22 protein-coding genes and 3 pseudogenes are annotated in these 22,436 nt (G+C 56.2%); 18 read left to right on the plus strand and 7 right to left on the minus strand.

What is annotated here, in order from left to right; genetic code table 11:
- Nucleotides 1–15 precede the first annotated feature (15 nt).
- Nucleotides 16–1,353: a D-serine transporter DsdX gene (dsdX, locus tag JTA15_RS17905; protein ID WP_219372557.1), complete on the minus strand. Its 1,338-nt coding sequence runs from the start codon at nt 1,351–1,353 to the stop codon at nt 16–18.
- Between the two features lie 204 nt (nt 1,354–1,557).
- Between dsdX and dsdC the strand changes: the two genes are divergently transcribed.
- Together dsdC and JTA15_RS17915 are read left to right on the plus strand one after the other, a co-directional pair.
- Nucleotides 1,558–2,484 (plus strand): DNA-binding transcriptional regulator DsdC, encoded by a 927-nt coding sequence (gene dsdC / locus JTA15_RS17910; protein WP_025206531.1) that lies wholly within the window; start codon nt 1,558–1,560, stop codon nt 2,482–2,484.
- A gap of 85 nt (nt 2,485–2,569) precedes the next feature.
- Nucleotides 2,570–3,658, plus strand: coding sequence for a cellulase family glycosylhydrolase (locus tag JTA15_RS17915; protein ID WP_219372558.1), 1,089 nt, complete (start codon nt 2,570–2,572; stop codon nt 3,656–3,658).
- Here JTA15_RS17915 and emrD read toward each other — a convergent pair.
- From emrD to tisB, 4 genes are all read right to left on the minus strand, one after another.
- The gene (gene emrD, locus JTA15_RS17920; protein ID WP_020882737.1) at nt 3,561–4,745 is read right to left on the minus strand and encodes a multidrug efflux MFS transporter EmrD; all 1,185 of its coding nucleotides are present in this window, start codon (nt 4,743–4,745) and stop codon (nt 3,561–3,563) included. The two genes, JTA15_RS17915 and emrD, sit on opposite strands and share 98 nt — an antisense overlap.
- A 175-nt stretch (nt 4,746–4,920) precedes the next feature.
- Entirely contained in the window at nt 4,921–5,754 is an 834-nt protein-coding gene (locus JTA15_RS17925) for an EamA family transporter (protein ID WP_020882736.1), read from the minus strand.
- A 62-nt stretch (nt 5,755–5,816) separates the two neighbouring features.
- The gene (locus JTA15_RS17930) at nt 5,817–6,263 is read right to left on the minus strand and encodes a GNAT family N-acetyltransferase (protein ID WP_014167984.1); all 447 of its coding nucleotides are present in this window, start codon (nt 6,261–6,263) and stop codon (nt 5,817–5,819) included.
- Nucleotides 6,264–6,327: 64 nt separating this feature from the next.
- On the minus strand, nt 6,328–6,417 hold the full coding sequence (gene tisB / locus JTA15_RS17935) for a type I toxin-antitoxin system toxin TisB (protein WP_020684667.1): 90 nt from the start codon (nt 6,415–6,417) through the stop codon (nt 6,328–6,330).
- A gap of 525 nt (nt 6,418–6,942) precedes the next feature.
- Between tisB and ivbL the strand changes: the two genes are divergently transcribed.
- The 9 genes from ivbL (at nt 6,943) to JTA15_RS17980 (ending at nt 15,931) form a co-directional block, all read left to right on the plus strand.
- Nucleotides 6,943–7,041, plus strand: coding sequence for an ilvB operon leader peptide IvbL (gene ivbL / locus JTA15_RS17940; RefSeq protein ID WP_071605430.1), 99 nt, complete (start codon nt 6,943–6,945; stop codon nt 7,039–7,041).
- Between the two features lie 107 nt (nt 7,042–7,148).
- Nucleotides 7,149–8,837: an acetolactate synthase large subunit gene (ilvB, locus tag JTA15_RS17945; RefSeq protein WP_219372559.1), complete on the plus strand. Its 1,689-nt coding sequence runs from the start codon at nt 7,149–7,151 to the stop codon at nt 8,835–8,837.
- 3 nt (nt 8,838–8,840) lie between these two features.
- Complete coding sequence (ilvN, locus tag JTA15_RS17950) at nt 8,841–9,128, plus strand: acetolactate synthase small subunit (RefSeq protein ID WP_014167986.1); 288 nt, start codon at nt 8,841–8,843, stop codon at nt 9,126–9,128.
- A gap of 73 nt (nt 9,129–9,201) precedes the next feature.
- Complete coding sequence (gene uhpA, locus JTA15_RS17955) at nt 9,202–9,795, plus strand: transcriptional regulator UhpA (protein WP_014167987.1); 594 nt, start codon at nt 9,202–9,204, stop codon at nt 9,793–9,795.
- Nucleotides 9,792–11,297 (plus strand): signal transduction histidine-protein kinase/phosphatase UhpB, encoded by a 1,506-nt coding sequence (uhpB, locus tag JTA15_RS17960; RefSeq protein ID WP_219372560.1) that lies wholly within the window; start codon nt 9,792–9,794, stop codon nt 11,295–11,297. Before uhpA ends, uhpB begins: the two co-directional genes overlap by 4 nt.
- A complete protein-coding gene (locus JTA15_RS17965; RefSeq protein WP_014167989.1) occupies nt 11,290–12,609 on the plus strand; it encodes an MFS transporter in 1,320 nt (439 codons plus the stop codon). The genes uhpB and JTA15_RS17965 overlap by 8 nt, the downstream gene beginning before the upstream one ends.
- Before the next feature lie 132 nt (nt 12,610–12,741).
- On the plus strand, nt 12,742–14,133 hold the full coding sequence (gene uhpT, locus JTA15_RS17970) for a hexose-6-phosphate:phosphate antiporter (RefSeq protein ID WP_219372561.1): 1,392 nt from the start codon (nt 12,742–12,744) through the stop codon (nt 14,131–14,133).
- Nucleotides 14,134–14,287: 154 nt separating this feature from the next.
- Nucleotides 14,288–15,292, plus strand: a complete 1,005-nt coding sequence (locus JTA15_RS17975) for an alpha/beta fold hydrolase (protein WP_219372562.1) — start codon at nt 14,288–14,290, stop codon at nt 15,290–15,292.
- 186 nt (nt 15,293–15,478) lie between these two features.
- Entirely contained in the window at nt 15,479–15,931 is a 453-nt protein-coding gene (locus JTA15_RS17980) for a DUF1198 domain-containing protein (RefSeq protein ID WP_014167992.1), read from the plus strand.
- Here the strand turns inward: JTA15_RS17980 and JTA15_RS17985 are convergent.
- Nucleotides 15,928–16,848 (minus strand): LysR family transcriptional regulator, encoded by a 921-nt coding sequence (locus JTA15_RS17985; protein ID WP_014167993.1) that lies wholly within the window; start codon nt 16,846–16,848, stop codon nt 15,928–15,930. The two genes, JTA15_RS17980 and JTA15_RS17985, sit on opposite strands and share 4 nt — an antisense overlap.
- A gap of 372 nt (nt 16,849–17,220) precedes the next feature.
- Here JTA15_RS17985 and JTA15_RS17990 point away from each other — a divergent pair, with 372 nt between their 5' ends.
- The 6 genes and pseudogenes from JTA15_RS17990 to JTA15_RS21960 form a co-directional block, all read left to right on the plus strand.
- Nucleotides 17,221–17,382 (plus strand): hypothetical protein, encoded by a 162-nt coding sequence (locus tag JTA15_RS17990; RefSeq protein WP_219372563.1) that lies wholly within the window; start codon nt 17,221–17,223, stop codon nt 17,380–17,382.
- 38 nt (nt 17,383–17,420) lie between these two features.
- Nucleotides 17,421–18,047: pseudogene (locus tag JTA15_RS17995) on the plus strand (HAD family hydrolase); the annotation flags it as partial.
- A 21-nt stretch (nt 18,048–18,068) separates the two neighbouring features.
- Nucleotides 18,069–19,289 (plus strand): MFS transporter, encoded by a 1,221-nt coding sequence (locus JTA15_RS18000; RefSeq protein ID WP_073397510.1) that lies wholly within the window; start codon nt 18,069–18,071, stop codon nt 19,287–19,289.
- On the plus strand, nt 19,276–19,689 hold the full coding sequence (locus JTA15_RS18005) for a carboxymuconolactone decarboxylase family protein (RefSeq protein ID WP_219372565.1): 414 nt from the start codon (nt 19,276–19,278) through the stop codon (nt 19,687–19,689). The genes JTA15_RS18000 and JTA15_RS18005 overlap by 14 nt, the downstream gene beginning before the upstream one ends.
- Nucleotides 19,686–19,865: pseudogene (locus JTA15_RS18010) on the plus strand (acetyl-CoA acetyltransferase); the annotation flags it as partial. The gene JTA15_RS18005 and the pseudogene JTA15_RS18010, both read left to right, overlap by 4 nt.
- Nucleotides 19,859–19,984: pseudogene (locus JTA15_RS21960) on the plus strand (acetyl-CoA C-acetyltransferase); the annotation flags it as partial. The pseudogenes JTA15_RS18010 and JTA15_RS21960, both read left to right, overlap by 7 nt.
- A gap of 65 nt (nt 19,985–20,049) precedes the next feature.
- Here the strand turns inward: JTA15_RS21960 and JTA15_RS18020 are convergent.
- Entirely contained in the window at nt 20,050–21,048 is a 999-nt protein-coding gene (locus JTA15_RS18020) for an aldo/keto reductase (protein WP_219372566.1), read from the minus strand.
- Between the two features lie 207 nt (nt 21,049–21,255).
- Here JTA15_RS18020 and nepI point away from each other — a divergent pair.
- The coding region (nepI, locus tag JTA15_RS18025) for a purine ribonucleoside efflux pump NepI (RefSeq protein WP_219372567.1) at nt 21,256–22,436 on the plus strand (1,181 nt) is incomplete at its 3' end.

Genomic DNA, 22,436 nt, shown 5'->3' on the forward strand with positions numbered 1-22,436 from the left:
TACGTCTCTTCGCGCTCAGATAATGAAAGAAAGCAGGAATGTGCTGCCAAGTGCAAGTACCGAGGCGATAAACGTCGCCGTCGTATAGTACTTCAGGGTCTCGTTCAGGCTGGCACCGCAGTACTGCTTCACCAGCCAGAAGAGGGAATCGGTCACGATCGTGCAGCCAATGGCACCGGAACCGATGGCAATGGTGATGATCTCCGGACTGACGTTAGGATAGAGCGGCAGCATGGGGGCGACGATGGCGGTTGCGCCCATCATCGCCACCGTGGCCGACCCCACCGCCGCGTGCAGAACCAGCGCCACCAGCCACGCGAGCAGGATCGGGTGCATATTCAGGTTCGACAGAATGTGCGCCAGGGTATCGGCCAGGCCGCTGGTTTTGAGGATGGCGTTAAACGCGCCGCCCGCGCCGATAATCAACAGAATGTTGGCGATGGTGCCAAAGCCATGCTCGGTATGGGTCAGCATCGTACCCATCCCCATATGCTGGCGCAGCCCCAGCAGGTAATAGGCGACGAACACGGCGATGAACATGGCGGTGATCGGGTTACCGATAAATTCCAGCAGCGTATACAGCGTGCCTTCTCTTGCCATATTCAGCTCGGCGAGGGTCTTCACCAGCATCAGGCCGATGGGCAGCAGCACGGTAAACAGCGTGGCTCCCAGCGAGGGCAGCGTATGTTCTTCACGAACATTGAGGTCAGAAAATTCAGCCGGGACGGCTTTGAAGGGCAGGCGATCGCCCAGCAATTTCAGGAACAGCGGGCCGCCAACCAGCGAGGCCAGCAGGCCAACCATCAGACCGTAGACGATAACCGTCCCCACGTCCGCCCCCAGCTTATTCGTGACAAACAGTGCCGCCGGGTGCGGCGGAACGACGCAGTGCACCGCCATCAGCGCGGTACAGAGGGGAATGGCCAGCTTCAGCAGCGAGGTATGGGTCTTTTTGGCGATGGAGAAGGCCAGCGGGATCAGCAGGACGACGCCGACTTCAACAAACAGCGTAATGCCGCAGATAAGCCCCACCAGTACCATGATGACATCGGCTGACAGCCAGCGGCAACGCTGAAGCGCTATCCCAATGCGTTCTGCCGCACCGGACACTTCCATCATCTTGCCGAGGATGGTGCCAAGCCCGATCACCGCCGCCAGGAAGCCGAGCGTGCCGCCAATACCGCTTTCAATGGCATTCACCATGTCCAGCGGGCGCATTCCCATCATGGCACCGACAAAAAAGCTCGCCAGCAGCAGCGCCAGGAACGGGTGAAACTTCAGTTTTACGATAGTTAATACGATTAACGCGATGCTGATGAGCAGCGTCGCCACAACCCAGACCTGAGCACCCATATCTCACCTCACCCTTATGTTATTTACGGGTATTGGACGAAAAATCAGCGTGTGCTGACAAACGATATAAATTGCCTTTCAGGTGAGCCAGATTGGATCAAACGCGTGACTGGACTCAAAAAAGCGCACTTAATGCGTGTTTGGTTCACATAAATTCAACTTTGAGCGGTATCCTGAGCAGCAAAAGTCTGTGTGAGAAGTGCGATGAATGACGCAAATGAAGGCCGAAACCGGCTGTTAAACGGCTGGCAGCTGTCAAAAATGTATACGTTTGAAGTGGCCGCCCGCCACGAGTCCTTCGCGCTGGCGGCGGAGGAGCTGTCGCTCAGCCCCAGTGCGGTGAGCCACCGTATCAACCTGCTGGAAGAGGAGTTAGGGATAGCGCTGTTTGTCCGCTCCCACCGTAAAGTGGAGCTGACGCAGGAGGGGAAACGCGTCTACTGGACGCTGAAATCGTCGCTGGATACGTTGAACCAGGAGATCCTGGATATCAAGAACCAGGCGCTGTCCGGCACGTTGACGGTTTACTCTCGCCCGTCGATTGCCCAGTGCTGGCTGGTGCCTATGCTCGGGGATTTCACCCGGCGTTATCCCGCGATCTCGCTGACCATCCTGACCGGCAATGAAAACGTCAATATGCAGCGAACCGGTATCGATCTGGCGCTCTATTTCGACGATACGCCGCCAGCCAATTTGACGCATCACTTCCTGATGGACGAGGCGATTTTACCCGTCTGCTCGCCGGCGTATGCCCGGGAACATGACCTGCTGAAAAACCCCGCCCACCTCAGCCACTGTACGCTCCTGCACGATCGCCAGGCCTGGAGCAACGATTCCGGTACCGACGAATGGCTCAGCTGGGCGGCACATTTTGCAGTGAACATGCCATCATCATCGGGCATTGGCTTCGATCGCTCTGATTTAGCGATTGTCGCGGCAATGAACCATGTCGGGGTCGCGATGGGGCGAAAACGGCTGGTACAAAAGCGGCTCGAACGCGGTGAGTTGATTGCACCGTTTGGGGAGAAAACGCTTAAATGCCATCAGCATTACTACATGTCGACCCTGCCGGGACGACAGTGGCCGAAAATTGATGCCTTTATTAGCTGGCTGAGAGAACTGGCTGGCTGAAGAATTATTACGCTTTGGCGCTACACCAAATGTGAAAAAGCGTGCTAAATACAGGTAATGCTTTTGATTTCTCGCAAGGTACACCGTGTTAAAGCCTTTGATTGCCACTGCGTTACTGTTCTCTTCCGGCTGGGTGATTGCCGCTGAGCCCCCGCTGACGGCTGCGCTTTATGCGCAAAAGCTGGGCGTGGGGATGGACGTAGACTGGGCGCGCACCGAGCGCGGCATTCGGGAGTTCGATCCGCTGGTGGTTCGCGATTTTCGTGCGAAGGGTATCAGCCATGTGCGTATCCGCGTGGCCGATGAACCGACGGAGGCGCGGCTGATTCATCTGCGTAAGCTGGTGGAAGCCTGCGAGCAATACGGGGTGATCCCGATTATCGCTTATCAGGCCGATGAATATAAAAACGACCCGAAAGCCGAGACGGAAAAAGAGGTGATTAACTGGTGGATTGCCGTGGCGCACTACTTCGGCCAAAGCTATCCCCTGCTGGGTTTTGACCTGATTTATGAACCCGCGGACAAGCTCAACCATAACGCCGCGTCGCTTAACCGGGTTTACGAGAAAACCGTCAAAGACATTCATGCAATTGATGCTAATCGCATGATCTTCATCGCGCCACGTCTGCGGGCTGCGCCAGAGGATATCTCCAGCCTGAAACTCCCGGCGCACAGCCAAAATTATCTGCTGGCGGAGTGGCACATTTTCCCGTGGGGTCCGCTAAAGAGTAACGGTAAATATCCGTGGACGTCCGGGACGGTGGCGGAGAAAGCGGCTATCCATAATCGTATTGCGACCGCGCTGCACTGGCAGCAAAAAACCGGTCACGTCAGCTGGGTGGGCGGCTGGGGCGTGGGTGAATCAAATCACTTCACCCCAACCGCATCGCAAATGGCGTTTGCCTCGTTTATGGCCTGCGAACTGCAAAAGGCCAAAGTTCCCTACGCTATCAACGCGGATATTCAGTTTTACGACGGGGAAGAGGGCGCCTGGCGTCCAGCGCAAGAGCCGCTGCTGCAGGCCATGATCGCGCCTGTTTGTGAAAAGCCCGGCGAGAAGCCGGGCCATCATGCGGTTAAACCGGCTGCTCGTGATGGGGAACACGCGACGCCAGCGGCAGCCAGCACAGTAAAATCAGCAGCCCCATCAGCGTCATCAGCAACCCCAGACTAGCCTGGCCAGTTTGCGGCATCATCGCCGAGAGCCAGGCCAGCGCGCCGGAACCGATGTTCTGCAGTCCCCCCACCAGTGCGCCCGCCGTGCCTGCGAGGAACGGGAACGGCTCCATTGCGCCGCTGGTGGCGAGCGGGAACAGCATCCCCGCGCCGAAGAAGAACAGCGCCGCCGGGATCAGCAGCGTCCAGACGGTCATCACACCAAACAGCCCCGGGATCCACATCATCAGACCTGCCAGCAGGCAGCTGATCACCGACTGCCACATCAGCGTTGAGAAACGCTTGTTCTGTCGGCCGGCAAACCAGGCACCAAAGAACGCGGCCGGGATAGGCAGAATAAACAGGATACTGACCACCATGCTGCTCAGGCCAAGCCCGGCACCCAGCAGCACGCCGGAGCAGGCTTCAAACACGGCAATACCCGCCAGGCCACCAACCAGCATCAGCAGATAACAGGTAAACGCGCCGTTGCCGAACAGCGTTTTATAGCTGGTGATAAGGCGGGTGCGTGGCGCGTCCGTTGGCCGGGTTTCCGGCATCCACCGCGCCATGCTGAAGGTCACAATTACGCACAGCACCAGCAGGAAAGCGTAGCAGGCACGCCAGGACCACATCGTATCGAGCAGGCCACCAATCAGCGGCGCCAGCAGAGGGCTCACCAGAATCCCCATATTTAACAAACTGTTGGCATGGCGGAGCTGGGTGCCCTGATAGAGATCGCGTGGCAGGGTTCGCGCCATCACCCCTCCGACGCCGGTGCCGACACCCTGCAGGGCGCTGGCGGCAATCAATATGGTCAGGTTATGGGTGGTAATGGCAATCACCGTCGCCACCATGAAAATGGACATACCCACCAGAATCACCGGGCGACGCCCGACGCGGTCAGACAGCGGTCCATAGAACAGCTGCGAAACGCCGTAGGTCAGCAGATAAGCTGCCATTACGCTCTGTACTGCGCCCTCGCGGACGTTAAGTTCCTTTGCCATATCGGCGATCGCCGGAATGTAGATGGTTTGCGCCATCTGACCGACGGCCACCAGTAACACCAGCATCAACAATAAGTTAACGTTCCTGTGTTTTTTCATGTCGCTGAATACTTTTGCCAAAAGAGAGAAATAAAGAATAAGTGACTACGCATTCCCATAAATGCGCGAGGAATCTACCACAGAGAGATGACAAATTAAGCATTCCTGTGATGAATGTCAGAAGGGGTAAAGGCAGGATTTGTAAACAAGATCGGCAACTAATGTTGCCAGTGATTTATGCCAGGCGCAGCAGGATCGCCCCGCCCGCAATTCCCACTGCGGCCGCGATACGCAGGCCCGCAACCTTCTCTTTTAACAGCACAAATGCGATCAGCGCCCCGAAGAGGATGGATGTTTCACGCAGGGCGGCGACCACGGCCAGCGGAGCCTGGGTCATCGCCCATAGCGCCAGCCCGTAAGAGCCCATGGTGCCGATACCCCCGAGCAGCCCTTTTTTCCAGTGCGTACGCAGGTATCTTGAAGCTTCGCGTCGGCGTGCCATCATCGCCCAGAAGAGCAGGCAGAAACCATTCATAAAGAAGGTCCACAGCGTATAGCCCAGCGCGGTGTCTGATAACCGCACGCCGGTGCCATCGACCAGCGTATACCCGGCGATAAAGCAGGCATTGAGCAGGGCAAGCCAGACCCCCTTACGCGACGTCATGCGGCCGTTCATGGCCATAGCCAGAATCGACAGGCAGATCACGGCGATGCCGGACCACGCGAGCCATGACAGGCTATCTCCCAGCACCAGCACGCTTATCAATGCCACCAGCAGCGGTGCCGTACCGCGCATCAGCGGATAGGTCTGGCTCATATCGGAGACCTGGTAGGTCTTTGCAACCAGCACCGTGTACACCACCTGCAGCGCGCAGGAGACCCCTAAAAACGGCCAGCTGGCAGCAGACGGCTGTGGGGAGAAGGGCAGTAATACCAGGGCGATAAACGCGGCGGAACCGCTAACGCTGATCGCTGAATAGAGCTTGTCTGTACCGGCTTTAACAATGGCGTTCCAGCTGGCATGCAGCAGCGCGGCGAACAGTAAAATGCAGAAGACGGTAATGGTCATGGCGTATCTGGCGGTGAATTGTCACTCAACTGTAACATTCACAACCTGATGCTGCCAGCCGGTCACACCGCGCAAAACAGACGGTGTGTGACCCGTGGTTCATCCGAGACCAGCGTAAAGCCCGCCTGATGATAAAACCCGTATGCAGCGTCCGGCGCGTGGGTGTTGAGAAAATCAAACCAGATGCTGGCATCGGCCATTACCACGGTCAGAAGCTGCTTACCAATGCCCAGCCCGCGGCACTTCTCGCTGACGTAGAGATGACGAATGCGGCCGGCGCGCGGCTGCTGGCTGAAGGGATCGCGGTTAAGACCGCATACGCCCACCAGCTTGCCGTTCAAAAAGGCGCCCAGCAGCTTTTCGCCCGGTGCGTTAAAACGGTTTTCACCGCGCTGCCAGTTCTCTTCCAGCCGGCGCAGCATGTTGAAATTCGATGCAATACTTTCGGCCTTTAAGGCGATATAGCCAGGTTCTTCTGGCGTGACAGGCTCAATTAACAGACGCGACATAGCATTCCCTCGTTATTAAAGAGGGGCGGTTGCCCGCCCCTCTCAGGTGCGACTTGAACCTGAATCACCGAAGGTATTTCAGGACAGCATCAAGTAGTTGCAATACAGCAACAATGAGTTTGAGGATAAGTATCACCATATCCACTACGCTCATACGCGTCTCCTTTTGGTTAAAAGGAGCACGATGCTGGCGTACCTTTCCGCCGCCTGTGACCAGCACCTGGATTGACGTAACACAGTGTGCTCACTTCAGGGGGTTAAGGCACTGACGGCACCACCCGTTTCAGCCAGGACTTCGTTGCGCCGGTAGAACTGCGGCCCCCTCGCTCACTGCGAACACCCTCAGTATAGATAAATACTGTATGCATGAACAGTATTTTTTGGACAAAATTCAGAAGGCGGTCCATACTCAAAAACGTCAAAATCCGTGCCCGAATTGCGCGTTCGTCTTCGATCGCGTATACTTTTTGCGTTGACGTAACACAGTGTGTTCTGCGGCGACCAACCGCAAAACCTCTGAAAAAAAACCTCGCTCAGGCGAGGTTTTTTGTTTTCTGCACGCAACAAACGAAACGTGATCTTCGACGCATTTTTGCGCAGATGAAAATATTTCCATTGTCATGCCCGAAAAGCTGTGTTTGTATAAATTCTATCAATAGATTCCAAACACAGGTCCCCAATGACAGCATCCATGTTCACCTCGACCCTACTAGCAACTGCGCAACCAGCCGCAGTGGTCGTCGTGCGTGTGGTGGTGGTCGTCGGCAATGCGCCGTAGGGACTGGATCAACACACGAATCCAAAACCCCGCCGGCGCAAACCGGGCGGGGTTTTTCGTTTAAGGACCCTCCCCGGAAAGTCGGCTCAGAAGAAAAGGACTGGAGCATGGCAAGTTCGGGCACAACATCCACCAAAACGCGTTTCACGGGCGCGCAGTTAATCGTTCATTTGCTGGAACGACAGGGCATCACCACGGTTGCGGGGATCCCGGGCGGCACGGTGCTGCCGCTGTATGATGCGTTAAGCCAAAGCACGCAGATTCGTCACGTTCTGGCGCGTCACGAGCAGGGTGCGGGTTTCATCGCTCAGGGCATGGCGCGTACGCAGGGCAAACCTGCGGTCTGTATGGCCTGCAGTGGCCCGGGTGCGACTAACCTGGTCACCGCTATCGCCGACGCGCGCCTGGACTCAATTCCACTGATCTGCATCACCGGCCAGGTGCCGTCCTCCATGATCGGTACCGACGCGTTTCAGGAAGTGGATACCTACGGCATCTCTATCCCCATCACTAAACATAACTATTTAGTTCGCGATATCGCCGAGCTTCCTCAGGTTATCAGCGATGCGTTTCGTATTGCGCAATCCGGCCGTCCCGGCCCGGTGTGGATAGACATTCCTAAGGATGTTCAGACCGCAGAGATCGAGATTGACATGCTGCCGGAGCCGGGTGAACGTGCGCCAGCGCCGCAGTTCAGCGCAGAGAGCGTGCAGGCTGCAGCGGCGATGATTAACGCCGCCAGACGCCCGGTGCTTTATCTGGGTGGCGGGGCGATTAATGCCTCCGACGCGGTACGCCAGCTCGCAGAGAAAGCCAGCCTGCCCACCACCATGACCCTGATGGCGCTGGGTATGTTGCCAAAAGCGCACCCGCTGTCGCTGGGTATGCTGGGGATGCACGGCGCGCGCAGCACGAACTACATTCTGCAAGAAGCGGATTTGCTGATTGTTCTGGGTGCACGTTTTGATGACCGGGCGATTGGCAAGACCGAGCAGTTCTGCCCGAACGCCAAAATCATTCATGTGGATATCGACCGTGCCGAGCTGGGTAAAATCAAGCAGCCGCACGTGGCGATTCAGGGTGATGTTGCCGAGGTGCTGGCGCAATTGATTCCGCAAACGGACGCTTCCGATCGCGCCGACTGGCGTCAGCTGGTTGCCGATCTGCAAAAAGAGTTCCCGGGCGCTATTCCAACCGAGGGGGACCCGCTGAGCCATTACGGGCTGATTAACGCCGTGGCCGCCTGCGTTGATGACAGCGCGATTATCACCACCGACGTGGGCCAGCACCAGATGTGGACCGCCCAGGCCTACCCGCTGAACCGTCCGCGTCAGTGGCTGACCTCGGGTGGGCTGGGGACCATGGGCTTTGGCCTGCCGGCGGCAGTGGGCGCGGCGCTGGCCAATCCCGATCGCAAGGTGATCTGCTTCTCCGGTGACGGTAGCCTGATGATGAATATTCAGGAAATGGCGACGGCAGCCGAAAACCAGTTAGACGTGAAAATCATCCTGATGAACAACCAGGCGCTGGGGCTGGTGCACCAGCAGCAGAGTCTGTTCTATACGCAGGGCGTGTTTGCCGCGACCTATCCAGGCACGATTGACTTTATGCAGATTGCCGCCGGTTTTGGCCTGCATACCTGTGATTTGAACGCCGAAGCGGACCCTCATGCGGCGTTGCAGGCGGCGATTTCTCGTCCTGGCCCGGCGCTGATCCACGTGCGTATCGATCCTGAACAAAAAGTGTACCCGATGGTGCCGCCAGGTGCGGCAAATACTGAGATGGTGGGGGAATAAGCCATGCAGAAACAACATGATAACGTCATTCTGGAACTCACCGTCCGCAACCACCCTGGCGTGATGACGCACGTCTGTGGGCTCTTTGCCCGCCGCGCATTTAACGTGGAAGGTATCCTCTGTCTGCCCATTCAGGGCAGCGAGCACAGCCGCATCTGGCTACTGGTGAATGACGATCAGCGTCTGGAGCAGATGATTGCGCAGATCGACAAGCTGGAAGATGTCGAGAAAGTGGTGCGCAACCAGTCCGATCCCACCATGTTTAACAAAATTGCGGTGTTCTTCGAGTAAATAGCGCAAAGCTTGAACCCCCACGCGCTTATCGTTAAGGTAAGCGCGTTTTTTAACCCGCCAGGAACGCGCCATGACCACCATCGCCCTTATCGACGACCACCTCATCGTCCGCTCCGGATTTGCCCAGCTGCTGAACCTTGAGCCTGATTTTCAGGTGGTGGCGGAGTTCGGCTCCGGTCGCGAGGCGCTGGCAGGTTTGCCCGGGCGCGGTGTCCAGGTCTGTATCTGCGATATCTCGATGCCGGATCTCTCCGGACTTGAGCTGCTGAGCCAGTTGCCGAAAGGGATGGCGATCGTGATGCTCTCGGTCCATGACAGCCCGGCGTTGGTGGAGCAGGCACTGAACGCAGGCGCACGCGGATTTCTTTCCAAGCGCTGCAGCCCGGACGAACTGATCGCTGCCGTGCGCACGGTCTCCACCGGTGGGTGCTACCTGACGCCGGATATCGCCATCAAGCTGGCGGCAGGGCGACAGGACCCACTCACCCGACGCGAACGTCAGGTCGCAGAAAAACTGGCGCAGGGGATGTCGGTGAAAGAGATTGCCGTGGACCTGGGGCTGTCGCCAAAAACCGTTCACGTTCACCGCGCTAACCTGATGGAAAAACTCGGCGTCAGTAATGACGTTGAACTGGCGCGCCGCATGTTCGACAGCTGGCAATGAACCCGCTGTTTTCACGGCTGATCGCCGTTGCTGCCAGTTTTTCCATTTTCTCCGCCGCCTGGTTCTGCCTGTGGAGCATCAGCCTGCATCTGGTTGAACGCCCGGAGCTGGCGGTGTTGCTTTTCCCGTTTGGCCTGCGTCTGGGGCTGATGCTGCAATGCCCGCGCGGTTTTTGGCCGGTACTGCTGGGCGCCGAATGGCTGATGCTGGTCTGGCTGGCGCAGGAGGTGGCGCTGGCGCACTTGCCTTTACTGCTGACGGGCAGCGTACTCACGCTGATCCCGGTGGCGCTGATCTCCCGTTATCGTCACCAGCGCGACTGGCGCACGCTGCTGCGTCAGGGGGCTGCGCTGATTGCCGCCGCGCTGTTGCAGTCCCTGCCGTGGACCGGCGAGGAGGAGATGCTTAACGCCCTTCTGCTGACGCTGACCGGCGGTCTGACGCTGGCTCCCACCTGCCTGGTTATCTGGCACTACCTCACCAGTACCGTCTGGCAGCCGCTCGGACCGGCGCTGGTCTCTCAGCCGGTAAACTGGCGCGCCCGGCATCTTATCTGGTATCTGCTGCTGTTTGCGATCAGCCTGTGGCTGCAGCTTGGCCTGCCCGATGAGCTGTCGCGCTTTACCCCGTTTTGCCTGGCGTTGCCGATTATTGCCCTCGCGTGGCACTACGGCTGGCAGGGCGCGCTGATTGCCACCCTGATGAACGCTATCGCGCTGATTGCCAGCCAGACCTGGCACGATCACCCCGTCGATTTACTGCTCTCCCTGCTGGCTCAGAGTCTGACCGGGCTGCTGCTGGGGGCCGGGATTCAGCGCCTGCGTGAACTTAACCACTCATTACAAACCGAGCTGGCGCGTAATCGCCGTCTGGCAGAACGCCTGCTGGAAACGGAAGAGAGCGTCCGGCAGGAGGTGGCCCGCGAGTTGCACGACGACATCGGCCAGACCATTACCGCCATTCGCACTCAGGCAGGCATCATTCAGCGTCTGGCGGCCGAAAACGCCGGCGTAAAGCAGGGCGGGGCACATATCGAACAGCTCTCTCTTGGCGTGTATGACTCGGTGCGGCGACTGCTTGGCAGGCTGCGACCGCGCCAGCTGGACGATCTTACGCTTGAGCAGGCGGTACGGTCTCTGATGCGCGAGATGGAGCTGGAAAGCCGCGGGATCGTCAGTCATCTTGACTGGCGCATCAATGAATCTTTGCTGAGTGAGGGCCAGCGCGTCACGTTGTTCCGCGTCTGTCAGGAAGGGCTGAATAATATTGTTAAGCACGCCAGCGCCAGCGCGGTAACGCTGCAGGGATGGCAACAGGATGAACGCCTGATGCTGGTGATTGAAGATGATGGCTGCGGTCTGCCGCCGGGCTCCGGCCAGCTGGGTTTTGGCCTGGCGGGCATGCGTGAGCGCGTCAAGGCGTTGGGTGGCACCCTGACGATCTCCTGCACCCACGGCACGCGCGTCAGCGTCAGTTTACCGCTGAGGAGTCAGCATGTTTAAAACCCCGGCGAATGCCGCCCCGCTAAATGATAAACGTGAAATTGACGCCCGCTATCGTTACTGGCGTCGCCATATCCTGATCACCATCTGGCTGGGGTATGCGCTTTTTTACTTTACCCGCAAAAGTTTCAATGCCGCCGCGCCGGAAATCCTCGCCAGCGGGGTGATGACACGCACCGATATTGGCCTGCTGGCGACGCTGTTTTACATCACCTACGGCCTGTCGAAGTTCTTCTCCGGTATCGTCAGCGACCGCTCGAATGCCCGTTATTTTATGGGCTCTGGACTCATTGCCACCGGGGTGGTGAACATTCTGTTTGGCTTCTCCACCTCGCTCTGGGCCTTTGCGCTGCTGTGGGCGTTGAACGCCTTTTTCCAGGGATGGGGCGCGCCGGTGTGTGCCCGTCTGCTTACCGCCTGGTACTCGCGCAACGAGCGTGGCGGCTGGTGGGCTATCTGGAACACGGCGCATAACGTCGGGGGGGCGCTTATTCCGATGGTGGTCGGGGCGGCGGCGCTGCACTACGGCTGGCGCACGGGAATGATGATTGCCGGCGGGCTGGCGATCGTTGCCGGGCTGTTTCTCTGCTGGCGACTGCGTGACAGGCCACAAACCGTGGGGCTGCCCGCGGTAGGCGACTGGCGGCACGACGAGATGGAAGTCGCTCAACAGCAGGAAGGTGCAGGGCTGACGCGTAAAGAGATCCTCACCAAATATGTGCTGTTAAATCCCTATATCTGGTTACTCTCCCTCTGCTACGTGCTGGTCTACGTGGTGCGTGCGGCGATCAACGACTGGGGCAATCTGTATATGTCCGAAACCCTGGGCGTCGATCTGGTGACCGCCAACTCGGCGGTGACGATGTTCGAGCTGGGCGGCTTTATCGGCGCGCTGGTGGCGGGCTGGGGCTCGGATAAGCTCTTCAACGGTAACCGCGGGCCGATGAACCTGATCTTCGCCGCCGGGATTTTGCTTTCCGTTGGTTCGCTATGGCTGATGCCGTTTGCCAGCTACGTGATGCAGGCGGCGTGTTTCTTCACCACCGGCTTTTTCGTCTTTGGCCCGCAGATGCTGATCGGCATGGCGGCGGCGGAGTGTTCACACAAAGACGCCGCGGGAGCAGCGACGGGCTTTGTCGGGCTGTTTGCTTACCTTGGCGCTTCGCTCTCCGGCTGGCCGCTGGCGCGGGTGATCGACGTCTGGCACTGGAGCGGTTTCTTCGCCGTGATCGCCATCGCGGCAGGAATTTCGGCCCTGCTGCTGCTGCCGTTCCTGCATGCTCAGGCGCCGCGCGAGGCACACGAAGCGTGATGTGCTTCACCTTTTCATCCCGAATAGCGCAAAACTAAGAAATTTTCCTGGTTTCACCTGGACGCTGTCTCAGGCGTCGCTCCCGGCTGGTTTTTACAATGCTGCAAAAATCAGCTCAGGAGTAAACCAATCATGCTGGCCTTCTTAAATCAGGTGCGCAAACCGACCCTGGATCTGCCGCTCGATGTGCGGCGTAAAATGTGGTTCAAACCGTTCATGCAGTCTTACCTGGTGGTCTTTGTCGGCTACCTGACCATGTACCTGATCCGCAAAAACTTTAACATCGCGCAGAACGACATGATCTCAACCTACGGGCTGAGCATGACGCAGCTGGGGATGATTGGCCTGGGCTTCTCCATCACTTACGGCGTGGGTAAAACCGTCGTTTCCTACTACGCGGACGGCAAAAACACCAAGCAGTTCCTGCCGTTTATGCTGATCCTCTCCGCCATCTGTATGCTCGGCTTCAGCGCCAGCATGGGCGCGGGCTCCGTCAGCCTGTTCATGATGATCGCCTTCTACGCTCTGAGCGGTTTCTTCCAGAGTACCGGCGGGTCGTGCAGTTACTCCACCATCACTAAATGGACCCCTCGCCGCAAGCGTGGTTCGTACCTCGGCATGTGGAACATCTCCCACAACCTCGGCGGGGCGGGTGCGGCAGGCGTGGCGCTGTTCGGCGCAAACTACCTGTTCGACGGCCACGTGATCGGCATGTTTATCTTCCCGTCGATTATCGCCCTGATCGTCGGCTTTATTGGCCTGCGCTACGGCAGCGACTCACCGGAATCGTACGGCCTCGGCAAAGCCGAAGAGCTGTTCGGCGAGGAGATCAGCGAAGAGGACAAAGAGACCGAAGAAAACGAGATGTCCAAATGGCAGATCTTTGTTGAGTACGTGCTGAAAAACAAAGTGATCTGGCTGCTGTGCTTCTCCAACATCTTCCTGTACGTGGTGCGCATCGGCATTGACCAGTGGTCCACCGTGTATGCCTTCCAGGAGCTGAAGCTCTCCAAAGAAGTCGCGATTCAGGGCTTCACCCTGTTCGAAGTGGGCGCGCTGGTCGGCACGCTGCTGTGGGGCTGGCTCTCGGACCTCGCCAATGGTCGCCGCGCGCTGGTGGCCTGCGTCGCGCTGGCGCTGATTATCGCCACGCTCGGCGTCTACCAGCACGCCAGCAACCAGTACGTTTACCTGGCGTCCCTGTTCGCGCTCGGCTTCCTGGTGTTTGGTCCACAGCTGCTGATCGGCGTGGCAGCAGTTGGCTTCGTGCCGAAAAAAGCGATCGGCGCTGCCGATGGAATTAAAGGCACCTTCGCCTACCTGATCGGTGACAGCTTCGCCAAGCTGGGTCTGGGTATGATCGCCGACGGCACGCCGATTTTCGGCCTCACCGGCTGGGCGGGCACCTTTGCCGCGCTGGATGCCGCCGCCATCGGCTGTATCGTCCTGATGGCGATGGTCGCGGTGCTGGAAGAACGTAAGATCCGCCGTGAAAATCGGATGCAGAAATTAAAAGTAGCCTGAGTGTGCAGGTAACTTCTTTGCCCGGTTGACCGCCGGGCTTTTTTTTACATCCCACCTTTACCCCCCTTTACAGACCCGCTCCCTGCAATGCTCTACATTTTAATTTTGCTGCCGCACCCCGCGGCTTTTGTCCGTTTTGTTATGGAGAGCTTGCATGGTAAACCGACGACTATCCTGTCTTGCGCTATTGGTGGCGCTTGCCTCCCCCGCCCTGGCGGCGGACGCGCCGACGTACGGCGAGAAGCTGGAGGGGTTTGATTACGCCTGGCCGGTTAAGCATTTCACCTTTACCTCGCAACATCAGCCGCTTGATATGGCCTATCTGGACGTTAAGCCAGAAAAACCCAACGGCCGCACCGTGGTGCTGATGCACGGTAAAAACTTCTGCGCCGGAACGTGGGAGGGGACTATCCGCGTACTTTCCGCCAGCGGATACCGCGTGGTGGCACCAGACCAGATTGGTTTTTGTAAATCCACCAAACCCGAGCATTACCAGTACACCTTCCAGCAGCTGGCGGATAACACCCACGCGTTGCTTAAGCAGCTCGGCGTCGATCGCGTGACGGTTATTGGGCACTCGACCGGCGGCATGCTGGCGACCCGCTACGCGCTGATGTGGCCGCAGGAAGTGGAACAGCTGGTGATGGTTAACCCGATTGGTTTAGAAGACTGGAAAGCCCGCGGCGTACCGCATATTACGGTCGATCAGTGGTATCAGCGTGAACTTAAAACCAGCGCCGATGGCATTCGTCAGTACGAGAAAAATACCTACTATGCCGGGGAGTGGAAGCCGGAGTATGAGCGTTGGGTGACGATGCTGGCCGGGCTGAACAATGGGCCGGGCAAAACGCGTGTCGCCTGGAACTCAGCCCTGCTTTACGACATGATTTATACCCAGCCGGTGATCTACGAATTTGGTGAACTGAAGATGCCGGTATTATTGATGATCGGCACCAAAGACAACACCGCCATCGGGAAAGACCTCGCCCCGCCGGCGATCCGCAAGACGCTGGGCAACTATGCAGTACTGGGTAAGGAGACGGAAAAACGCATTCCGCATGCGACGCTGGTTGAGTTTAACGACATGGGCCATGCGCCGCAGATGCAGGACCCTCAGCGCTTCCATGACGCGCTGCTGAAAGGGCTGCAGGCACGCTGACCGGTCTAAAGCAACAGCCCCGCAGCCCGTTCTGCGCGGGCTGTCTTCAGCGCACTACACGCCAGCATACCTGGCGCTGCCCTCATAACGATTTTCCACCTTTTTTCACTGCACTATTATGGCCTTGCCCGCTGTCGACGCTGCGCGTTTCCCGCTATGATGAGCGGCTGACGTAGAGGAGAACGCATGGTCTGGATAATGCTGGCAACGCTTGCCGTGGTGTTTGTGGTGGGATTTCGGGTCCTGACCTCAGATTCACGTCGCGCAATTAAACGCCTGAGCGAGCGGCTGGGGATCACCCCGGTTCCTGTAGAATCGATGATCGATCAGTTCGGTAAAACGCCCGGCAATGAGTTTATCCGCTACCTTGAACGCCCGGACGAAGCGCATCTGCAAAACGCGGCCCAGGTGCTGCTGATCTGGCAGGTCTGCATTGTCGACGGCAGTGAAGAGAATTTGCTTGCCTGGCACCGTATGCTGCGTAAAGCCCGTCTGGCCGCGCCGATCACGGACGCGCAGGTCCGTCTGACGCTGGGTTTTATGCGTGAAATGGAGCCCGATCCGCAGGAGCTAAACGCCTTCCAGTTGCGCTATAACCAGCTTTTCCTGCCGGAAGAGGGCGTGTTTTACCTGCATTAAGCCGTTTTCCCGCATAACACATTCTGTGCGTTAAGAATCTCCTCTCTATTTTCATTGAGGCGAGTGGCGGCATAGATATCTATGTTTAACCTTTTTGCCTCGGCGTCCGTGAGTTCACGGTAGCAAAGTCCTTCCTGATTAAAGGTGCATTTCGACTGAGGCAGCAGCGCAAATCCTTTCCCTCTTGCGATACGGCTTAGCATCACAAGGGTATCATCCGGCTCTTTTATCCGCTTCAGCGGCGTTTTCAGCGTATCAAAGTAGCTTTCGCATTTGTCGTAAAATGACGGGTTGGCACTTCTGGAAAACCAGAAAATGGGAAGATCGCTGATATCCTCCAGCGCGACTTTCTCTTTCAGGCTGGCAGGGTGTAAAGAGGGCATTGCGATGAGCAACGGTTCCTGGCAGACCCAGCGGTATTGAACAATGTCTTCATGACCCGTTCCTTTTTCACCGGTCAGCACCAGATCCAGCATATTTTTAGACAAGCTTTGCAGCAGTTGGGCTGACGTCAGGTCCGGCGTTTCGACATCATCTCCCGCGTTCATTTTTTGAAGCTGGGTATTCACGGGTTCAATATATTCAAAATTAAGGGTCCGTGTGAGTCCAATACGCAGGCTCGTTTCAGAAGAGAGAGGATCTTCTTTTAGGTTACTGATGTCTTTGAGTATTTTTTCAGCCTGAACAACCAGCGCACGGCCTGCTTCTGTGAGGCTAACGTCATGCGTGTTGCGGCTGAACAACTGACGTTTCAGAACCGCTTCAAGGCATTTTATCTGACGCGTCAATGGCGGTTGAGTCATGCGTAGGCGTTCGGCAGCCTTACGGAAGTTCAGTTCATGTGCGACAGCGAGAAAGCATTGTAATTGTTTGATACTGGGCAGGTTATTGCTGATTAAATGTTCTGCTGTGGCCATACGTGGGTCCTGAATGCGAAAAGGTATTTCGTCTTTTTTCCATTTCGATATTACACGCTAAATGCGGGCAGTAAACCCATTTCAATAGTAATACCAAAAATATATTACAAATTTAACAATTCCAATTGTTTCCTATATTGATAAATTTCTACCCGAATCCTCACTCAATCAATATTCGGAGTAATTATGTCGTCTAAATATGTACTGGTATCACGCTTCCCGTTAAAAAATACTTTTACAGAGAAAGATTTTACCTCCTTAAAAAGCAATGAAAACGTTCGCTAGTTTTCCTGTGAAGAAAACGGTGTTAATGAACTGCTGGAACTGCGCGCTTTCAATGACATTAAAGAAATTGCGTGTGCTGAGAGTGAAATGGAATCCATGTTCCATCGTTTCTCTGCTGTTCTTTCTACCGATATTCGTCGCGAACTGCTTAAGTTTGTTGAATCCCCAATCGATAATAAAAAGAGTTTACCCGAATCTAATTATATTCAGTTTCGTCACGTTGAGGTGCCCGCCCATAACTATCAGTAGTATCGTCAGTGGCGCGATGAAACCACGCCGCATTTTTTGACGTTGATGAGACGCTAATAAATATTAAAAGCATGTTTGATTTCTATGACTTCTGGTGCAGGGAAAATAATCAAAACGATCGTCTTCAACGCTATATGTCTCGCTTTCGCGTCGACGTTAAAAACGGTGTGCCAAGGGAGACGCTGAACAGAGAGTATTATCGCCAGTTTAAAGGTGTGTCTTGTCGTTATCTGGAAGAAATGGGCCATGAATGGTTCAGGCGTAAGCCAGAAAACGAATTTTTTATTGAGAGTGCCGTTTCAGCACTTAAAAGCCATCAGAGACAGAACATGTACACCGTATTTATATCGGGCTCTATGCTTCCGATTCTGTCACCCATTGCGAAATATCTTGGGGTAACGGACATACTCTGTGCTCCGTTGATAATAAATGACGCAGGCGAGTTGACGGGGGAAATCGGCCTGCCCCAAACAATTGGAGCGGGTAAAAAAGACGCTCTGATGACGTTTTGCCGGGATAAGGAGATTAATCCAGCGGATTGTTATGCCTACGGTGACGATCTTTCGGATATTCCAATGCTCGAAGCCATTGGGCATCCCGTCTGTGTGGGAGAGCATTCCGCGCTTATCCGATATGCAGTAGAAAAAAATTGGCACATTATTTAAACCATTATTGAGGTAAGTAGTATGACTTCAGAACTCTCTCCGCAAAATATGACGTTAAGGTCATGGCTTGCGTTATTCATTCTGGCTATTTCAACTTTTACTATTGTCACTACCGAACTGGCGCCGGTCGGATTATTAACGCCAATCGCAGAGGGATTACGGTCTTCGGAATCCGCGGTGGGCATGACCGTGTCGCTTTATGCCTGGGTGGGGGCGTTGAGTGCGCTGTTTGCCTCCGTCTTTTTAGGCAATGTGGCTAAGAAGCGGCTTTTACTTGTGCTCACCGTGGTGCTTCTGATTTCTAACGTCATGGCCGCGACGGTAAACACCTACGGAATGCTGCTTAGTGCCCGCGTGCTGGGCGCGCTTGCTCACGGTGCATTCTGGGCGATGATCGGCGCAACGGCGGTTGCCATGGTTCCTGCCAGATATATTGGTGCGGCGACGTCAATCGTATTTGGTGGCGTTTCCGCAGCAAGCGTTTTTGGCGTACCGGTTTCCAACTACATTGGTATCCACTTCGGCTGGCGGCAGGCATTTTGGCTGATGGCCGCGCTGAGCGTAATTGCCTTTGTGGGTATTAGCGTGCTTGTTCCCCAGATCGCCAGCAAAAGCGCGCTTGGCCTGGATGCGCTTAAGGGCGTGCTGAAATCGTCTACCCTATGGAAAATTTACTCAGCAACCCTGCTGGCTGTTACGGCGCACTTTGCCGCCTTTACGTACATTGAACCCTGGCTTCACACGCAGAGTTTACTGTCCACCGCCTTTATTCCCGCCGTGCTTTTTGTTTACGGCATCGCGGGTCTGGCCGGTAATTTCCTGACCGGCGTGATGATTGATAAGTATCTCAAGCTGACGGTTTCGCTGTCTGTACTGCTGATCTGTGCAGTGCTGCTGTTCCTGGGCCTGTCAGGTTCCTCGCTCTCTGCTGCGCTGATATTCACCAGCATGATTATCTGGGGCGTTGCCGTGTCAGGAATATTTGTCGGCTTCCAGACGTGGGTTTTACGTATGGCTGAAGATAAAGCCTTCCCGGCCTCCGCAATCTACGTTTCGTTTTTCAATACCGCCATTGGTATCGGCGCGTCGATCGGTGCCTGGATGGTTTCATCATTTTCAATGCCTCTCCTGTATATCGTCGCCGGCACGGCTATCGGCCTGTCCGTTCTGCTTGTCGCGGTTATTCCTGCAACCTTGACCGCAAAACAATCCCGTATGGAGAAATCTTATGAGTCAAATTAATGACCGCACGCGCTATGGCAGAGAGATCATGGACCGTCTTGAAGCAGGGCTCGCGGATAAAGTCACCCGCCGCCTGAGCGAACTGGACCCGGGCCTGCCTGCCCTGATAACCGACTATGCGTTCGGGGATGTGGTGGGACGTCCGGGACTGGAACTCAAAACGCGCGAAATGCTGACTGTCGCCTCGCTTGTGACGCTGGGTAATGCTATGTCGCAGTTGGAACTGCACATGAGAGGCGCGCTCAACACCGGCGTGACGCCGGAAGAGCTGCTTGAAATTGTGATACAGATGGCGGTGTATGCCGGCGTTCCCGCCTGTATGAACGGTCTTACCGCCTACCGCGCGGCAATCGCTGCGACGGGTCATACGTTGCCGGGACTGAAAGGGAGTCATGCATGAGCGAGGTTGTCATTATTGCAGCCCGCCGCACGGCGACGGGCGCATTTCTGGGCGCGCTTGCGGAGCACTCCGCCGCTGACCTGGGAAGCCGGGTCATTCAGGCACTCCTGAAAGAATCTGGCGTAGAGGCCAGTAATATCTCTCAGGTCATTATGGGTCAGGTTCTTACGGCGGGGCAATCGCGCTTGGGCATGCGATAGGCGCATCCGGCTGCCGGATTTTGATGACGCTGGTTCATGCCCTGGTCCGTAATGACGGCAAGTGTGGCGTCGCCGCGCTGAGCGTTTATCGCTAACGGCACGGCGTATCCGATATAAAAAAACCGGGAAAACCCGGTTTTTTTATTTTCATGATGAGGTATCAGGCGTTCACGCCCTTCATACCCTCGGCAGAATAGCGATCGCCTTTAATCGCTATCCGGCGATGCAGGTTGTTCAATGATTCAATATCGCTCTTCTCAAGCTCAATGTTGGCAGCGTGCGCGTTCTCGGCCAGATAGCCGGTGTGCTTAGTGCCCGGGATGGGAACCAGCCGATCGTATTGCGCTAACAGCCAGGCAAGGGCAATCTGACCCGCGGTACAGCCGTATTTCGCCGCCAGCGGGTGGATGACATCGAGCAGCTGGCGATTATGATCGAGGCTGGACTGCATAAAGCGCTCGTTATTTTTACGGAAATCACCCTCTGCAAATTCGCTATTGTTCAGGTATTTTCCCGTCAGGAAGCCTCTGCCAAGAGGCGAGTAGGGCACCAGACCAATGCCTAACGTTTTCACGACCGGCAGAATGCTTTCCTCGATATCGCGTGTCCACAGAGAATATTCCGTTTGCAGCGCGGTGACCGGATGTACCGCATGGGCCCGTTGCAGCGTTGACGCCGACACTTCGCAAAGGCCGATGTGGTTGATCTTGCCCTCTTTCACAAGGGTGCGTAGACAATCCATACTCTCTTCGACCGGGGTGGTGTTACTCAGTCTGTGTAGATAAAAGAGGTCGATTCGCTCAACGCCAAGCCGCTTGAGGGACTCATTACAGCAGCGGATGATATAGTCAGGCGTATTGTTGATGGTGCGGGCATAAGACTCGTCGGGAGAGCGATCGATGCCGCATTTCGTGGCTATTTTGAACTGCTCGCGAGTGCTTTTATCCAGCCCGGCAAGAAAATGACCGATTAGTCTTTCATTATGACCACGGCCATATAAATTTGCGGTATCAATAAACGTCACGTTCAGATCGATGAGGCTATGCAATACCCGCAGCGAGGCGTTGTCATCAGTCTGGCCATAAAATTCACTCAGACCCATGGCACCGTAGCCGACGGCACTGACGGTAAGATTTTGAGATAAATTACGTGTTTTCATAGTTTCTCCTTTTCAGACGCTATGATTGTTTCACCTCAAATGTGGATACTGAATTTTCATTTTCGTTATGCAGAAAAGGTATCAGTCGACGACGCGCTCTCTTCAGGCTCATTAAAAACGACAAAAGTTGTCAAATCGTTAAATCCGTCACACTTTTGATGATAAACTGCGCGACTTTTCCGCACGTTTTTATCTTCAGGTGACGCCATGACAGAACACATTCAGCCCACGCCCAGACCGCAGACCCAGGAGGTCACTCGCCCCAACTGGTCGGCGGTTTTCTCCGTGGCATTTTGCGTTGCCTGCCTGATTACCGTTGAGTTCCTGCCGGTGAGCCTGCTGACGCCGATGGCGCAGGATCTGGGCATTTCCGAAGGGGTGGCGGGGCAGTCCGTCACCGTGACTGCGTTTGTGGCGATGTTCGCGAGCCTGTTTATTACCCAGGTGATCGGCACCATCGACCGCCGTAAAGTGGTCATTCTTTTCAGCGTGCTGCTGACGCTCTCCTGCCTGCTGGTCTCTTTTGCCAATAACTTCACCCTGCTGCTGCTGGGTCGCGCCTGTCTGGGGCTGGGATTAGGCGGCTTCTGGGCGATGTCGGCCTCGCTCACCATGCGTCTGGTTCCCGCGCGCACCGTGCCGAAAGCCCTCTCCGTGATCTTTGGTGCTGTTTCGATTGCGCTGGTCATAGCTGCGCCGTTGGGCAGTTTCCTTGGCGGGATCATCGGCTGGCGCAACGTCTTTAACGCTGCCGCGGTGATGGGGGGGCTATGCATTCTCTGGGTCTGGAAAGCGCTGCCGTCCTTACCGGGGGAAGCGGCACACCATAAACAGAATATGTTCAGCCTGCTGAAGCGCCCGGGCGTGCTGGCGGGGATGACCGCCATCTTTATGGCATTTGCCGGACAGTTTGCCTTCTTCACCTATATCCGCCCGGTATTCATGAACATGGCCGGGTTTGATGTGGATGGCCTGACGCTGGTGCTCCTGAGCTTCGGTATCGCCAGCTTTGTCGGTACCTCGCTGTCGTCCCCGTTCCTGAAGCGTTCTCTGAAAGTGGCGCTGGCGGGCGCGCCGCTGGTGCTGGCAATTAGCGCTGCGGTGCTGGTGCTGTGGGGCAGCGATAAGTGGGTTGCGTCGGCGATTGCGATTATCTGGGGCTTTGCTTTTGCGCTGGTGCCGGTGGGCTGGTCGACGTGGATCACCCGCTCGCTCGCCGATCAGGCGGAAAAAGCCGGGTCGATTCAGGTCGCGGTGATCCAGCTGGCGAACACCTGCGGTGCGGCGATCGGCGGCGTTGCGCTGGACCATCTGGGGCTGACGTCACCGCTGGTGATTTCAGGAACCCTGATGCTGCTGACCGCGCTGCTGGTGGCGGGGAAGGTGAA

The sequence above is a fragment of the Enterobacter sp. BIDMC 29 genome (assembly GCF_019378755.1).
Lineage (GTDB): Bacteria > Pseudomonadota > Gammaproteobacteria > Enterobacterales > Enterobacteriaceae > Enterobacter > Enterobacter ludwigii.

Coding starts and splice junctions, on each gene's coding strand:
- dsdX (WP_219372557.1), bottom strand. CDS start 1,353: ATGGGTGCTCAGGTCTGGGTTGTGGCGACGCTGCTCATCAGCATCGCG.
- dsdC (WP_025206531.1), top strand. CDS start 1,558: ATGAATGACGCAAATGAAGGCCGAAACCGGCTGTTAAACGGCTGGCAG.
- emrD (WP_020882737.1), bottom strand. CDS start 4,745: ATGAAAAAACACAGGAACGTTAACTTATTGTTGATGCTGGTGTTACTG.
- JTA15_RS17925 (WP_020882736.1), bottom strand. CDS start 5,754: ATGACCATTACCGTCTTCTGCATTTTACTGTTCGCCGCGCTGCTGCAT.
- JTA15_RS17930 (WP_014167984.1), bottom strand. CDS start 6,263: ATGTCGCGTCTGTTAATTGAGCCTGTCACGCCAGAAGAACCTGGCTAT.
- tisB (WP_020684667.1), bottom strand. CDS start 6,417: ATGAGCGTAGTGGATATGGTGATACTTATCCTCAAACTCATTGTTGCT.
- ivbL (WP_071605430.1), top strand. CDS start 6,943: ATGACAGCATCCATGTTCACCTCGACCCTACTAGCAACTGCGCAACCA.
- ilvB (WP_219372559.1), top strand. CDS start 7,149: ATGGCAAGTTCGGGCACAACATCCACCAAAACGCGTTTCACGGGCGCG.
- ilvN (WP_014167986.1), top strand. CDS start 8,841: ATGCAGAAACAACATGATAACGTCATTCTGGAACTCACCGTCCGCAAC.
- uhpA (WP_014167987.1), top strand. CDS start 9,202: ATGACCACCATCGCCCTTATCGACGACCACCTCATCGTCCGCTCCGGA.
- uhpB (WP_219372560.1), top strand. CDS start 9,792: ATGAACCCGCTGTTTTCACGGCTGATCGCCGTTGCTGCCAGTTTTTCC.
- JTA15_RS17965 (WP_014167989.1), top strand. CDS start 11,290: ATGTTTAAAACCCCGGCGAATGCCGCCCCGCTAAATGATAAACGTGAA.
- uhpT (WP_219372561.1), top strand. CDS start 12,742: ATGCTGGCCTTCTTAAATCAGGTGCGCAAACCGACCCTGGATCTGCCG.
- JTA15_RS17975 (WP_219372562.1), top strand. CDS start 14,288: ATGGTAAACCGACGACTATCCTGTCTTGCGCTATTGGTGGCGCTTGCC.
- JTA15_RS17980 (WP_014167992.1), top strand. CDS start 15,479: ATGGTCTGGATAATGCTGGCAACGCTTGCCGTGGTGTTTGTGGTGGGA.
- JTA15_RS17985 (WP_014167993.1), bottom strand. CDS start 16,848: ATGGCCACAGCAGAACATTTAATCAGCAATAACCTGCCCAGTATCAAA.
- JTA15_RS17990 (WP_219372563.1), top strand. CDS start 17,221: ATGGAATCCATGTTCCATCGTTTCTCTGCTGTTCTTTCTACCGATATT.
- JTA15_RS18000 (WP_073397510.1), top strand. CDS start 18,069: ATGACTTCAGAACTCTCTCCGCAAAATATGACGTTAAGGTCATGGCTT.
- JTA15_RS18005 (WP_219372565.1), top strand. CDS start 19,276: ATGAGTCAAATTAATGACCGCACGCGCTATGGCAGAGAGATCATGGAC.
- JTA15_RS18020 (WP_219372566.1), bottom strand. CDS start 21,048: ATGAAAACACGTAATTTATCTCAAAATCTTACCGTCAGTGCCGTCGGC.